The sequence below is a fragment of the Neobacillus sp. S1115 genome (assembly GCF_055385565.1).
Genome location: NZ_AP038275.1, coordinates 1,145,826 through 1,161,203 on the forward strand (window position 1 = coordinate 1,145,826; position 15,378 = coordinate 1,161,203).

Here is a 15,378-nt window from a genome sequence, read left to right on the forward strand (position 1 = left end):
AAAAAAAGAGAGCCTGGCTCTCTTTTTTTATGAACGTGCAAGCTCATATTCTTTGATTTTATCTTCATAGGTTAAAGTAACACCGATTTCGTCCCAACCATTTAGGAGCATTTCCTTTGGGTATGGAGCGATGTCGAAAGTTAATTCAAAACCATCGTTGTCATAAACCTTTTGTTCTTCAAGATTTACTGTAAGCGAATAGCCCTCAGTTTCTGCTTTTTTCATAATAGTTTGGACTTGCTCTTCCGTTGCAGCGATGGCAAGGATCCCGTTCTTTACGCAGTTATTTTTAAAAATATCTGCATAGCTAGGCGCGATGATAACCTTAAAGCCAAAGTCCTGAACTGACCAAGGGGCATGCTCGCGGGAGGAGCCGCAGCCGAAGTTTTCACCGGCAACCAGGATAGAAGCACCTTTATATTGCGGTTGATTTAATTCGAAATTCGGATTTGGATTACCGTCATCGTCAAAACGCCAGTTATAAAATAAGAATTGGCCGAAGCCGCTTCGTTCAATGCGCTTTAAAAATTGCTTCGGGATAATTTGGTCTGTATCAATGTTTGAGCGGTTAATTGGGCAGACAAGGCCTTGATGTATGCGTAATGGTTCCATTTCTACATAACCTCCTGAGCAGTGAACTTGCGGACATCGACGAAATGGCCGGCAATTGCTGCAGCAGCCGCCATTTCAGGGCTGACAAGATGAGTGCGGGCCCCTTTACCTTGACGTCCTTCAAAGTTCCGGTTGGATGTGGAAGCACAGCGTTCACCAGATGGAATGATATCGTCGTTCATTCCGAGGCACATACTGCAGCCCGCTTCACGCCATTCAAAGCCTGCTTCTTTAAAGATTTGATCCAAGCCTTCTTTTTCCGCTGCAAGCTTGACGCTGAAAGATCCTGGAACGACAATCGCAGTAACCGAAGGGTTAACCTTCTTGCCGCGAACGATGTTAGCTGCTTTACGCAGGTCGCTTAGACGTGAATTGGTACAAGAACCGATGAAAACATGGTCAACTGTTACGTTTGAGATAGGCTGACCTGCTTCAAGCCCCATGTATTGAAGAGCGCGCTGAATTTCGTCTTTTTCCGCCGGTTTATCAGTTTGATCTGGACTTGGTACGTTTGCAGTTACCGGAATACACATTCCAGGATTCGTTCCCCAAGTTACCTGAGGTTCTACTTCTGAAGCTTCGATTTCAACAATTGTATCATAGGTGGCACCTTCGTCTGTTGCAAGGGACTTCCAGTCAGCAGCGGCTTCATCGAAAGCTTCACCTTGCGGAACGTGTCTTCTGCCGCGTAAATATTCGACTGTTGTATCGTCTGGGGAGATAAGTCCGGCTCTTGCACCGCCCTCAATCGACATGTTACAGACAGTCATGCGCTCTTCCATGGAAAATCCACGGATGGTTTCCCCGGTATATTCGATGACATAGCCAGTTCCAAATTTGACGCCGTATTTTCCGATAATCGCAAGGATTAAGTCCTTAGCGGTAACGCCTGTCCCAAGCTTGCCATTGACTTTGACATTCATCGTTTTTGGCGGTGCTTGCCAAAGTGTTTGTGTAGCAAGGACATGCTCGACCTCACTTGTACCGATACCAAAAGCAAGGGCACCAAATGCACCGTGTGTAGAGGTATGGCTGTCGCCGCAGACGATCGTTTTTCCAGGCTGGGTAAGACCAAGCTCAGGACCGATGACATGAACGATTCCGTTATCTGGGTGGTGAAGGTCTGCAAGTGTAATGCCGAATTCCTCACAGTTTTGCTGTAATGTATCGACTTGTTTTTTTGAAATAGGGTCATTGATTACAAGACGCTGGCGGGTTGGGATGTTATGGTCCATTGTTGCATAAGTAAGGTCAGTGCGGCGAACCTTGCGCCCGGTCATGCGTAAGCCCTCGAATGCCTGAGGAGAGGTCACTTCATGAACGAGATGCAAATCAATATAAAGTAAATCCGGCTTTCCTTCTTCTTGATGGACAACATGCCGTTCCCAAATTTTTTGAATGATATTTTTTGGTGTTTGCATAGCTTCCTTCCTCACGTTTATAGATTTTTTGCCTGAAATAGCAGGTAAACTAGTATTCTCTTTAGAATAAACCGCCAGGCCAATTCTGCACCAGCCTGGCGGTAACGTCCTCAAATTTAATAGTAGCAGCTTGCGATACACTTAGATGCGTTCAGTGTACGGATGTAGTCGACGATTAATTTTGTCATTTCCTCGGTGCCCACTTTGCGGCCGTTTGGAATCTGCAAATCAGCAGTATGATAGCCGGCATCAAGTACAGACTGGACAGCATCTTCGATAATTTTGGCTTCGTCCTCTAGTTCGAAGGAATACCTTAGCATCAAGGCAGCGGATAAAATCATCGCAACCGGGTTGGCTAGGCCTTTTCCGGCAATGTCAGGCGCTGAGCCATGAACCGGTTCATAAAGTCCGACGCCAGATTCATTTAAGCTGGCAGAAGGTAGCATACCCAGGGAGCCTGTTAACACAGATGCTTCATCGCTTAAGATGTCGCCAAACATGTTCTCAGTGACAACCACATCGAAAGAAGCAGGGTTGGTGATTAGCTTCATTGCTGCGGCATCGACTAACACATGCTCAACAGACACTTCAGGGTACTGTGCCTTTTTCTCCTCGACGATTTCACGCCACATCTTGCTGGATTCAAGCACATTTGCCTTGTCGACCGAAGTAAGCTTGCCGCGGCGTCCTTGGGCAGCTTGGAATGCCTTATCTACGATTCTTTCAATCTCGCGGCGAGTATAAGCTAGAGTATCGACAACCGATTCGCCGTTATCACGCCGTTCACTTGGAGTACCAAAGTAAATACCGCCAGTTAATTCACGGACAATAAGGAGGTCGCTTCCAGAAACAATTTCTTCTTTAAGCGGCGAAGCGTGAAGAAGATTTTTGAAGCCTTTGATTGGCCGTAAATTGGCATATAAATCAAGGGCCTTTCTGATTCCCAAGAGGCCTCGCTCAGGACGCAGATGGGACGGATTGTTATCCCATTTCGGACCGCCGACAGCACCTAAAAGAACGGCATCTGCCTGCTTGCAGGCATCTACTGTCGTTTCCGGCAGGGGAGTGCCGTATTGGTCAATGGCTGCTCCTCCGATTTCATGGGTTTCAAAGCTAAAAGTATGATTATATTCTTCTGCAATCGCCGTTAATACTTCTTTCGCGGAATGCATAACTTCCTTGCCGATACCATCACCGGGTAGTAAGACAATTCGTTTTTTCACTAGAAGCAACCTCCTTATTATTTTTAAAAATTAAGTTCCTAGCTTATCTCTTTATAATGCAGGTTTCAGTACCTGCACCAAACTTGGATTACAATTGTTTTATAGTGCAGCCGGTTCTTTAACACCGATTTTTTTGTTGAAGAAGACTCGGTTAACCGCGTTGATAAATGCTTTCCCAGATGCCTCAAGAACGTCTTGGGCAGAGCCGCGGCCGCTGACATTGACGCCATTTACGGTCAATTTGACATTTGCTTCAGCCAGGGCATCACGTCCTCGGCCGACTGAGCTTAAACTATAATCTGTTAGATGAATCTCTTCTTTAATTAGAGCATCTAACGTGTTAAAAAGAGCTTCTACACTTCCGGAGCCTGTGCGTGCTGTTTCCACTTTTTCACCGTCAGGAGTGGTTAATGCGACAGTAGCTGTCGGCAGGTTAGCTGAAGCATATTGAACCTGGAATGCGACTAACTCGTATTTTTTCACATCGAAGCCCGAGGTTTGAATGTCTGTTAGGATCGTGAATAAATCTTCATCCGTTACTTCTTTTTTCTTATCTGTTAAGGACTTAAATGACTGGAATGCCTCATTTAGTTTATCCTGCTCTAATTCAAAGCCCATTTGCTCAATTTTGTCTTTAAATGCATGACGTCCTGAGTGTTTTCCAAGAACAAGGTCATTGGATCCAACACCAACAAGCTCTGGTGTAATAATTTCATAGGTTAACGTATTTTTTAACACGCCATCCTGGTGAATTCCGGATTCATGTGCGAAGGCATTTTTTCCGACTACGGCTTTGTTGCCAGGGACCTTCATTCCTGTAAAGCGGCTGACTAAGTCACTGGTGCGCTTGATTTCTTTTAACACAAGATCCGTTGTGTACGGATAGAAGTCCTGACGAATATTTAATGCCACAGCAATTTCTTCTAAAGCCGCGTTTCCGGCACGTTCACCGATTCCGTTAATGGTGCCCTCGACCTGGGTAACGCCGTTTTCAATAGCAGCCAATGAGTTGGCAACAGCCATCCCCAAGTCATCATGACAGTGGCACGATAATGCTACTTTATGGATGTTAGGCACGTTTTCGCGGATATAGCGGAACATGCGTCCATATTCGGCCGGTGTGGTATAACCAACGGTGTCAGGAAGATTGATGACAGTAGCGCCGGCATCGATTACCTTCGTAATGATTTGAACCAGAAAATCTAAATCTGAACGTGAAGCGTCTTCTGCTGACCATTCAACCTGCGGGAAGTTTTTCCGTGCGTATTTCACCATTTCAACAGCGGTTTGCACGACTTCCTCTGGTTTTTTCATCAGTTTGTACTGCATATGGATAGGGGAGGTTGCAATGAATACATGCAATCTTGGTTCTGCAGCATCTTTTAAAGCATCCCACGCAATGTCAATGTCCGATTTAGTGGCACGGGCCAGACCTGTGACGGAAGAGTTTTTAATCGTTCTGGCGATGGCTCTTACCGCTTCGAAATCTCCTTGAGAGGAAGCCGGGAAGCCGGCCTCCATAATGTTAACGCCAAACCGTTCGAGCTGTCTGGCAATTTCCAATTTTTCAAGTTGGTTTAAATTTACACCAGGGGACTGTTCACCATCGCGTAAGGTTGTATCAAAGATGTTAACGTGAACCATTTACCACCACTTCTTTCTTTTGATTTACGGGCTTCTTAATAAATGGCATTAACGCACGAAGCTCGCGGCCAACCACTTCGATTTGATGATTATTTTCGGCACGGTTGATTGCGTTGAATTGTGGGCGGTTAGCTTGGTTTTCTAAAATCCAGCCCTTAGCAAATGCGCCAGTTTGGATATCTTTTAGTACTTCTTTCATACGTGCTTTTGTATCTTCGTTTACAACGCGCGGACCTGATACGAAATCTCCCCATTGAGCAGTGTCAGAGATGGAGTAACGCATGTTTTCAAGTCCTCCTTCGTATAGAAGGTCAACGATTAATTTCAATTCATGTAAACATTCGAAGTAAGCAACTTCTGGCTGATAACCTGCTTCAACAAGTGTTTCAAAGCCTGCTTTGATTAGGGCAGTTGTACCGCCGCAAAGAACAGCCTGCTCACCGAAAAGGTCAGTTTCAGTTTCTTCTTGGAAGGTTGTTTCTAAAACACCTGCACGGGCAGCGCCGATTCCTTTTGCGTAAGCAAGCGCGATCTCGCGAGCCTGGCCAGTGTAGTCTTGGTAAACTGCATACAGTGCAGGAACTCCAGCACCTTCTGTATAGGTACGGCGAACTAAATGTCCAGGACCTTTTGGTGCAACTAAGAATACGTCAACATCAGCAGGAGGAACGATTTGGCTGAAGTGAATATTGAAACCATGTGCAAATACTAAAGAGTTACCGGCTTGAAGATTAGGCTTGATGCTTTCTTCATATACTTTTGGCTGCATTTCGTCTGGAAGAAGAACCATAACTACATCAGCTTCCGCAGTTGCATCAGCAACAGATTTTACTTCAACACCATCTTCAACAGCTTTATCCCAAGATTTTCCGCCGCGTAAACCAACAACTACATCAAAGCCGCTTTCTTTTAAGTTAAGGGCATGGGCATGGCCTTGAGAGCCGTAGCCGATTACCGCGATTTTTTTTCCTTGTAAAACTTCCTCTTGAATATCTCCGTTATATAGTACTTTAACCATTACAATCATCCTTTCAGAATTAAGAGTTATTTTGTTAGTGAGTATGCTGATAATTCATTTACTTGTGGCTGGTGGCCTCGTAAAAAGGCGGTCAAGCCGGTTCTGGCAACTTCTTTAATGCCAAATGGGCGAAGCAAGTCGATTAAGGCATCAATTTTATCAGGCTTGCCTGTAACCTGAACGGTAATGCTGTCTTTACATACATCCACAATAATCGCGCGGAATGGATCGATGAGCCCGTTAATCTCGCTGCGCAGCTGTGAACCAGATGTTACTTTGATTAGGGCGAGTTCCCGAGCGACAATGGCCTTATCGGTTATATCAGAAACCTTTAAAACATCAATCTGCTTGTTAAGTTGTTTCGTTACTTGTTCAAGGCGCTGCTCGTCTTCTACTTCAACCACAAGAGTCATTTTAGAAACGCCTTCGATTTCAGTAGCACCAACGGATATGCTGGAAATGTTAAATTGACGCCTTTGCAGCAGTCCCGTCACGCGATTTAGAACACCGCTTCGGTCTTGAACAGTTAGTGTGATAATTCGTTTCATTCTGGTTTCACCCCAATCATTTCATGAAGCCCTTTGCCAGGAGCAACCATTGGAAATACTTTTTCCTTCTGAAGGACTCGGGCATCAATGAGAACCGGACCATCATAGGCCATAAGCTCTGGCAGGGAGGCAACTAGGTCTTCCTGATTATCAATTTTTGCACCGCGGATTCCGTAGCTTTCAGCCAGTTTGACAAAATCAGGCTGGGTATGAAGCAGGGATTCGGAAATCCGATTATCATATTGAAGCTCCTGCCACTGACGAACCATACCAAGTGCACCGTTATTAACAATAATGATTTTAACCGGCAGGTTGCGTTCATAAATGACCGACAATTCCTGTAGTGTCATTTGGAACCCGGCATCTCCGACAATTGCCACTACGGTACTGTTTGGTTCAGCCATCTGCGCCCCAATCGCAGCAGGGAAGCCGAAGCCCATTGTTCCAAGTCCGCCTGAAGTAATCCAGCGGTGCGGATGATTGAAGTTGTAGAACTGTGCAGCCCACATTTGATGCTGGCCAACATCTGTAGCGACAATCGCTTCACCATTCGTTACTTTATGAACTGCTTCGATTAGCCATTGCGGGCTCATGCCGTTTGGATCATGCTTATACCAAAGCGGAAAGTCCTTTTTATTTTGATTAAGAGTTTCCAGCCAATCCTCATTTGATGGGGAATCCGCTGCTTCTTCAATCAATTGTGTTAAAGCTGCTTTGGCATCGGCCACAATCGGAATTTGAGTTGGAACGTTTTTACCAATTTCCGCAGGGTCAATGTCAATGTGAGCAACTTTCGCAAATGGAGCAAAATGCTTCAAGTTTCCTGTTAATCGATCATCAAAACGAGCACCGAAATTGATGAGCAAATCGCATTCGTATAAAGCCATGTTAGCTGCATAAGTTCCGTGCATACCGCCCATTCCTAAGGAGAGCGGGCTGTCTGCCGGGAAGGTTCCGAGTCCAAGCAGGGTGGTTACGACTGGAATCTTATGATTTTCAGCAAAAGCCGTTAATTCAGCGGAGGCTTTTGCATGGAGAACGCCAGCGCCGGAAAGAATCACAGGCTTTTTAGCTTTTGGAAGGGCCTCAGCAAGCTTCCGAATTTGCAATGGATTCGGTTTAATTGTTGGCTGATAGCCTGGCAGGTCCATGGCAGCTTCTCCTGGGTATGCCGCTAAAATTTCAGAAGAGATATCCTTCGGTACATCAACTAACACCGGTCCTGGTCTTCCTGTAGAAGCAATATGAAAAGCTTCCTTAACAATTCTTGGCAGATCGGCTGCAGATTGCACTTGATAATTGTGTTTTGTAATCGGCGTGGTAATCGCCATTACATCTGCTTCTTGGAAGGCATCTGTTCCGATGACTGTCCGTGCTACCTGCCCTGTGAAAATCACAAGTGGTAAGGAATCCATCATGGCATCTGTAATTCCAGTAACCAAGTTCGTTGCCCCAGGACCAGAAGTGGCAATGACAACTCCAGGCTTACCGGTAATTCGGGCATACCCTTCAGCAGCATGAATCATTCCTTGCTCGTGACGGAAGAGGACGTGCTTAATGGATTTTTGTGCCCGATAAATCGCATCGTAAATCGGCAGGACGGCACCCCCAGGATACCCGAATAATGTATCAACACCTTCTTTAATTAAAAGATCGATGAGAAGGTCTGCACCTGTTTTTGGTGCCGTACTGGTTTGGAATTCCAGCTTTGCTTCTGCTTTCACGTCATAGTTCCCTCCTTATGGGTAATTGAATATTTAAAAAACTAAATCTTTAACTGTGTTTAAACACAGTAAAAAAGGCCTGTTCTCTCCGAATAAACTGCAGTCAAGTACATCAAAAGCAGAATGTTCGGGGAGAAAAGGCCTTTCATTTTCTCGGTACCACCCGGGTTTTACAGTATCCTTACGAATACTGCCTCATGAAGCGACAACTAATCTAAAAGAAACGCTTCTTTTTGTAACAGGTGCTCTAAGTTGACACCCGGCTATACCTACTGAGTTAAAAACCGTTCAGAATAACACTCAGGGATGATGTCGGAGTAGGTTGTATTACTGGGCTTCCAGCAACCCCAGCTCTCTGAAAATACAAATTCCTACACCTTTATTCCCGTCATCGATTTGACTATTTTATTGTCAAAGATTTTGTTGTAGTACCTTAACTTCTTAAGAGAAGGGGAGGGGTACTAGTGGTTCCCGGTTTGTTTAATAATCTTTTTACCACTTTTTATCTAGATAACTGTCTAGCTCCAGCGCCCAGCGGCTAGTGTCCTTCGCTCTTCTCCCTACGATAAGTCAACATCGAATCGCTAGCGCTCTTCGTGTTTCCTTTATCTCAGTCGAAGCGCTCCAGGCCATACGCCGCTAAACGGGCGCTTCCGCTTTTAGTTTTATATTTTCATTACTCCGCCGGTGTTGGCAGAAGTAACGAGTTTTGCATATTTTGCTAGATAGCCAGATTTGATTTTAGGCTCCGGCTTTACCCAATTCTTGCGTCTTTCAGCTAACACAACATCATCCACGACAAGTTCAATTGAACGTGCTTCGAGGTCAATTAATATTTTGTCACCATTTTCAACGAGACCGATTGGTCCGCCTTCTGCAGCTTCGGGTGAGATATGGCCGATGGAAATTCCACGGCTTGCACCTGAGAAGCGGCCATCTGTGATTAAGGCAACTTCTTTCCCCAAGCCTCGGCCCATAATAGCGGAGGTAGGAGCTAACATTTCCGGCATTCCTGGACCGCCTTTAGGACCTTCGTAGCGGATAACTACTACATGGCCGGCTTTTACCGTTCCATTATGAATGCTTTCTAATGCCTCATCCTGTGATTCAAACACAATTGCTTCACCTAAAAATGTTTTAATCGAAGGATCTACAGCGCCAACCTTGATTACGGCGCCATCTGGAGCAATATTTCCATATAGGATGGATAGTCCACCAACTGGGCTATATGGATTATCTTTTGTCCGGATGACTGCTTCATTGGTGATTGTTGCTTCCTTCACATTTTCCCGAAGAGTTTTTCCTGTAATCGTTAGACAGTTATCATGCAAAGCACCTTCGACTTTATAAAGTTCATTAATGATGGCACTTACACCGCCGGCACGATGAACATCGTCCATTGAATAATCAGATGCGGGCATAATCTTGGAAAGGTATGGAACTCTTTCAGCAATTTTATTAATTTCGCGAAGATCATAATCGATACCTGCTTCATGAGCAATCGCTAATGTGTGTAACACAGTATTAGTTGATCCGCCCATCGCCATGTCTAGTGCAAAGGCATTATCAATGGCTTCACGTGTAATGATATCGCGAGGTTTAATATCTTTTTTAATTAAGTCAATCAAATGTCTTGCTGCTTGCTTAATTAAATCATGTCTTTCTTCAGAAGTAGCAACCATCGTTCCATTGCCAGGAACGGTCATTCCTAAAACTTCCATCAAGCAGTTCATGGAATTTGCTGTGAACATTCCAGAACATGAGCCGCAAGTAGGGCAAGCATTAGTTTCAATTTCTAACAATTGCTGCTGGCTGATGGTACCATTGTGGTAAGCACCAACACCTTCAAAAACTGAAGTAAGGGAAAGATTTTTTCCTGTTGTTGGTGAAACACCTGCCTCCATCGGGCCACCTGATACAAAAACGGATGGTACATTGGTTCGGGCTGCTGCCATTAACATGCCTGGCGTGATCTTGTCACAGTTCGGAATGTAGAAGACTCCATCGAACCAATGGGCATTGATGACTGTTTCGGCACTGTCTGCGATGATTTCACGGCTTGGAAGCGAATAACGCATTCCGATATGTCCCATGGCGATACCGTCATCAACACCGATTGTATTAAATTCGAAAGGAATACCGCCGGCTTCACGGATGGCTTCCTTGACTATTTCACCGAAATGATTAAGGTGTTTATGACCAGGGATAATATCAATGTACGAGTTACAAACACCGATAAACGGTTTTTCTAGGTCACTCGTTTTGACCCCTGTTGCGTATAGTAAGCTGCGGTGGGGAGCACGATCAATCCCCTTTTTAATCATATCGCTTCTCATTTTACGATCTCCTAACTGACAGGTCATGGTTTGTTTCTTCATATTGACAAGCCATTCCGTTATTAAAAAGAAGAGCCTTTGTCGTTCTCATTTATAAAGAAATGAATAAAGGCGCCAAGAAAAATTTCTTAGTACTTATTGACGATTATCATACAACCAATTAAAGACATGGTCAACATAAAAATCTGACAATTCAAACTAGTTAAACAAACTGGGAGCGTTTACAATCCTTTCATCATGGGGATATAACGAAAATAAAAAAATTTATGAATTTTTTTATTTGCAGATTTATTGTGGGAATTTAAATTGGAGGGGAGGAAATAAACGGAAACAAAGTTAACTTTTCCTTCCATTAATTATAGTAGAAAAAATGTAGAGCCTTGTATATTTATTCAACTGACTGTTATCGTTACTTAAGCCTTGAAAGGTATTCATATATTTCCTGCAGATCTTTAAAGCCTTTTGTTTCTGCCGCTTTTAGATAACGACTCCAAATCTTGGCTGTCATAAGCGCATCGCCAAGAGCATGGTGCCGGTTCTTTATTTCAATGCCGCAGTTCTGGCAGATTTCCTCGAGCGGCCTTGGATTAAAGAATGGGTCTTCAAGACGAAGCAGGAAGGATGTATCGACAATACGGTGGTCGAAACTACAGCGCAGAAAATCCCTTGTCATCTTTCTCATAAAATTCAGCTCATGATTGGAGTGATGGGCGACAAGAATATTACTTTTGATAAATTTGAAAAAATCCACCAGTACTTCTGCGGGATTAGGGGCATGACGTAATTGTTTCTCTTGAATACCGGTTAGTTCAGAAATCTCCTTTGATAGAGGAAGGTCTGACTTTACGAGAGTATAAAAAGTTTCCTCCGCTTTCATTTCTGCTCCGATCATTTTGACTGCTCCAATCGAAATCATCTGATCCCCCTTCTCGGGATAAAAACCTGTTGTCTCAATATCAAATACTACTACGGGCAGCTCATGGAGAGGGATATGCAGTGTGTTCATCTGCTTGAGTTCTTTCTGCAGCTCCCTGAGGAATGCCTGATGCTGCGGTGAAGAGCTCCACGGCAGGCCTGCGTAAAGATTAGAATTGATTTTTCCTGATAGTTGTCTGAAGAATTGAATCATTTCATTCATTGGCATGGGAATCTTCCTTTTCAATTAACTTTCGGACAGAGTGAAAAAGGGCCGAGCCGTACTTGATCATATCTTTTAATTCTTTCGATTGCTCTTTCGATAAGTGGGCAACAGGCAAATAATGACCAGAATCATAATTTGTGTGATTACAATAGATAAGCCGAAAGTTTAATAATTTAATAAACTGATGTTTAAAAAAATCTAAATCAATATCGGAAAAATGTAGTTCTGAAAGCTGATCTAGTCGTTCAAGTGTGGGTGTTATAAGCAGATTCTCTTTGATAGCAAGGAGACGGACGGCATTTACGTAAGGTAAGATGCCGATTTCTTTGATGTTTAGCCATCCTGCGTATGGCCCGTATGTTTCAGTTACCAACTTTCCGAATACATTAATGCCATTTCTAAGGTACTTCGTGTTGTTAAACATTTTTTTAACAAGCTGATTTTTATTGGCGGTCTGATAGATTTGATTTTTTAAAGTATCTACAAATTCCTCATTACCCACTAATGTTCTCGCGTCTATAAAGATTAATAGATAGCGAACAGACTCCCAGGAGAACTCAAAAATCCACTTCATCAATTGCTGATCCCATTCATATAAGGATTTGCACCACAACGGATTGCTGGCCATCACCCCGCCATCACAATAAGCATATCCGGCTTGGAATAGCCCCCTTGATATTTCTTTTCCAAGTTCAAGGAAATAAACCTTTGTTTCAACACGATCATCCTGATAAATAATCCCATGATCTTGGTCGCTCCAGATAGACTGTTCAAACCGGCCGGCTGAACCCATGACAAAAAATGAGAAGGGACAAGGCAAAGGTCCGAGCTTTTCAGCAGTTTGGTTTAAGGAGAAATGGATGACCTTTTTCATTATTTCATCGTGGAGTTGATTTAATTTAATGTGGTCGTGAGATGCTTGATTCATTTTGTCATCCCGAAATTTACGGATTTCCATATAGGAGGAGTCCTCCATTAGGTTCCACCCCTTTTTGAAAGAGGAGACTGTCCGAGAACAGTCTCATTAGTGATAAAACTTAAGCATTAAGCCGTTGTTCGGATTCTAGTAATTCAGGGTAGCCGTAGCTGCCGTGTTCGCTCATATCAAGACCGATAATTTCTTCCTCTTCAGTTACTCTCAGTCCGTTCATTGTCGTTTTCATAATCTTAAGAAGGATGAAGGAGACAATAAAGGCAAAGGCGCCGCATACCAAAACCCCCAATGCTTGAATGCCAAGCTGATGTAAGCCGCCACCGTAAAATAATCCCGGCTGCCCGACCGTTGCTAATTCTTTCGTGGCGAAGAATCCAGTTGACAGGGTACCCCAAACTCCTGCTGTGCCATGAACGGATAATGCTGCAATCGGATCATCAATTTTTCTTTTTTCAAAAAAACGAATGCTGTAGAAGACGAGGATTCCTGCAATAAATCCGATTACCACTGCCGCCCAGGTTTCAACAAATGCGCAAGAAGCAGTAATTGCCACAAGACCAGCTAGTGCCCCGTTCAACATCATCGGCACATCGGCTTTTCCTAAAACCATCCAGGAGATCATCATCGCCGCGATGGTACCGGCAGCAGCGGCCAAGTTGGTATTGATGGCAACAAAACCGAAAAAGGCTTTGTCAACTGATAACGTGCTTCCGGCGTTGAAGCCGAACCAGCCTACCCATAAAAGCAACACGCTAAGGGCGGTAAATACTTGGTTATGACCGGCAAGATTATTGGCGGAGCCATCCTTATTATATTTGCCGATCCTCGGTTTTAAGATAATCGTAGCTGCCAATGCCGCCATCGCTCCTGTTAAATGAACAACAGTGGAGCCAGCAAAATCTTGTTTGCCATGCTCCGCCAGCCAGCCTCCTCCCCAGATCCAATGGGCAATCGGCGGATAGACGATAACGGAAAATAGGAGGGCGAAAACGAGATAGGCGCCTAATTTAGCGCGTTCGGCAAATCCCCCAAGGGCGATTGTTAATGAAATGCCTGCAAATGCTAGTTGGAATAGGAAGAATACTGAACCTGACAGCGCCAAACCATCAATTTCATATCCTGAGTAAAAGAAGTCGGAGAAACCAATAAGAGAATTTCCTTTACCAAAAATGAGGCCGTAGCCAACTGCCCAAAATACAATGGAGCCAATACCAAAGGTAAGAATGGTTTTCCCGGCCACATGACCGGCATTTTTCATTCGAGTTGATCCTGTTTCCAAGAGGATGAAGCCACCGATCATCAAGATGACGAGGACTGCTCCCAGCATCACCCACAGACTGTTCATTAAAAATAAAGTATCCATGTTTGTTCCTCCTTTAAAGTATGTTAGTATTTGTAACGTTTGGTGTAGTTGTATTTTTACATGTATTTGTTAGGAGTTCTACAATCTTGTTAGGAATTCTCACATGGTTTTTGCTATTTGGAAGGTCTTCGTTGTTGATATTGGAATCAGAGTCAGCCCGTAGGCAACAAAAAAGCCCGGCTTCCTTAATGAGAAGCTGGGCCTTTTCGTATCCCGAATTGGGCATTTAGCTGACCTTGTATCATCTTTCTGCGAATTTCCTCCTGGTTTTGTTTCTTTTGTGTTTTCAGCATTTCCTTTCTGATTTCGTGTGTCTGGACACCGTCCTCAATTTTATTGGCGATATCCACTAATAGTTCCACGTCTGCGAACGAGTATTTCCGGCTGCCGCCGGCGGTTCTTTCCGGAAAAATGAGTTTCCGCTCTTCATAGTAACGAATCTGTCTTTCGGATAAACCGGTAAGTTCTCTAACAATGCCGATGGTAATAACCTTTTTATCTTTGTAAGATGATTCATTTCCCATGTTTACTTCTCACCACACTCCATTCTAAGGTCCAATAAGTCTTAATATATTCTTATGTTATATTTTCTCACATGTAATTCGATTTGACATTTATTTTGTTTTGCTTTGGGAAAAAATTTATACAGGGTATCTAGTAAAACTTCCCCCCACGCTTAATGGTTTTGAAGTCTTCTTAATAATTCGTGCCCTCTTGAGCCCAGGTTTTTCATGAGTTCTTCGTATAACTCATCCCGTAATTTATCTAAAAGAAGAATCGTTTTAGCTAATCGAACGGAATTTTTTTGATTCATATGAATCATCCTCTCTAGTTTTATATGGAAAATTTATCTGAATTTTCGATTTTTGTCAGGGATTCTGTGAGATTATGTAACATAATTTTTAAAACGGGTTTTGGGAACTTGAAAGGAAACCTTACGGGGGTAATAAAAAAGAACCAGGTGCTGGACCTGGATCATTTTTATTAATATTCCCCATCGAATGGAGTAAACGGAAAGTTAAACCTTCTTTCAACAGCACGCAGGCGTTGATTTACACGCTGCAGGCGGCGCGAGAGCTGGTTAACTTCACGGGAAAGCCGCTCGATTTCCTTCTGCTGGCGATTATTTTCCCTTTCAAGTTGGTTGACCCTGCGCTCAAGTTGCTGTGGTTGTCTATTCGGATCGAACTGAGCTTGGGTTCCTTGCGGAAGGATTTGCGGGACATAGGCATTATAGTCCACTTGCGATTGCGGGATATGATAATAACCGTATGGATTCATTGGGCTACACTCCTTTATTTATGTGCATGTGATATACAATATGTAGGTATTCGTGGAGGAGCAACGGCTAATACCCAGGGAAAACCCTTTTGAAAATTTTAAAAAATGAGCTAAATGAATTAGGAATGTGTAA

At 43.7% G+C, this 15,378-nt stretch carries 13 protein-coding genes; all 13 read right to left on the minus strand.

The window, feature by feature from the left end; all coding sequences use genetic code 11:
* Positions 1 to 27: 27 nt before the first annotated feature.
* Positions 28 to 612, minus strand: a complete 585-nt coding sequence (gene leuD / locus ACZ5B7_RS05595) for a 3-isopropylmalate dehydratase small subunit (RefSeq protein ID WP_464493014.1) — start codon at positions 610 to 612, stop codon at positions 28 to 30.
* 2 nt (positions 613 to 614) lie between these two features.
* Positions 615 to 2,033: a 3-isopropylmalate dehydratase large subunit gene (gene leuC / locus ACZ5B7_RS05600; protein ID WP_423801068.1), complete on the minus strand. Its 1,419-nt coding sequence runs from the start codon at positions 2,031 to 2,033 to the stop codon at positions 615 to 617.
* 116 nt (positions 2,034 to 2,149) lie between these two features.
* Positions 2,150 to 3,256 (minus strand): 3-isopropylmalate dehydrogenase, encoded by a 1,107-nt coding sequence (gene leuB, locus ACZ5B7_RS05605; RefSeq protein WP_213146488.1) that lies wholly within the window; start codon positions 3,254 to 3,256, stop codon positions 2,150 to 2,152.
* 99 nt (positions 3,257 to 3,355) lie between these two features.
* Positions 3,356 to 4,900 (minus strand): 2-isopropylmalate synthase, encoded by a 1,545-nt coding sequence (locus ACZ5B7_RS05610; RefSeq protein ID WP_213146489.1) that lies wholly within the window; start codon positions 4,898 to 4,900, stop codon positions 3,356 to 3,358.
* Entirely contained in the window at positions 4,887 to 5,918 is a 1,032-nt protein-coding gene (ilvC, locus tag ACZ5B7_RS05615) for a ketol-acid reductoisomerase (RefSeq protein WP_213146490.1), read from the minus strand. Before ilvC ends, ACZ5B7_RS05610 begins: the two co-directional genes overlap by 14 nt.
* A gap of 26 nt (positions 5,919 to 5,944) precedes the next feature.
* Complete coding sequence (gene ilvN / locus ACZ5B7_RS05620; protein WP_213146491.1) at positions 5,945 to 6,466, minus strand: acetolactate synthase small subunit; 522 nt, start codon at positions 6,464 to 6,466, stop codon at positions 5,945 to 5,947.
* Positions 6,463 to 8,190 (minus strand): acetolactate synthase large subunit, encoded by a 1,728-nt coding sequence (gene ilvB / locus ACZ5B7_RS05625; RefSeq protein WP_464493015.1) that lies wholly within the window; start codon positions 8,188 to 8,190, stop codon positions 6,463 to 6,465. The genes ilvN and ilvB overlap by 4 nt, the downstream gene beginning before the upstream one ends.
* Before the next feature lie 665 nt (positions 8,191 to 8,855).
* Entirely contained in the window at positions 8,856 to 10,526 is a 1,671-nt protein-coding gene (gene ilvD / locus ACZ5B7_RS05630; RefSeq protein WP_464493016.1) for a dihydroxy-acid dehydratase, read from the minus strand.
* Between the two features lie 409 nt (positions 10,527 to 10,935).
* Entirely contained in the window at positions 10,936 to 11,670 is a 735-nt protein-coding gene (locus ACZ5B7_RS05635) for an exonuclease domain-containing protein (protein ID WP_464493017.1), read from the minus strand.
* Positions 11,657 to 12,625, minus strand: a complete 969-nt coding sequence (locus ACZ5B7_RS05640; protein ID WP_464493018.1) for a DUF294 nucleotidyltransferase-like domain-containing protein — start codon at positions 12,623 to 12,625, stop codon at positions 11,657 to 11,659. Before ACZ5B7_RS05640 ends, ACZ5B7_RS05635 begins: the two co-directional genes overlap by 14 nt.
* Positions 12,626 to 12,704: 79 nt before the next feature.
* Positions 12,705 to 13,964 (minus strand): ammonium transporter, encoded by a 1,260-nt coding sequence (locus ACZ5B7_RS05645; RefSeq protein ID WP_464493019.1) that lies wholly within the window; start codon positions 13,962 to 13,964, stop codon positions 12,705 to 12,707.
* A gap of 185 nt (positions 13,965 to 14,149) precedes the next feature.
* Positions 14,150 to 14,488: a MerR family transcriptional regulator gene (locus ACZ5B7_RS05650; protein ID WP_423801076.1), complete on the minus strand. Its 339-nt coding sequence runs from the start codon at positions 14,486 to 14,488 to the stop codon at positions 14,150 to 14,152.
* Positions 14,489 to 14,948: 460 nt separating this feature from the next.
* Entirely contained in the window at positions 14,949 to 15,245 is a 297-nt protein-coding gene (locus ACZ5B7_RS05655) for a hypothetical protein (protein WP_464493020.1), read from the minus strand.
* Positions 15,246 to 15,378 lie beyond the last annotated feature (133 nt).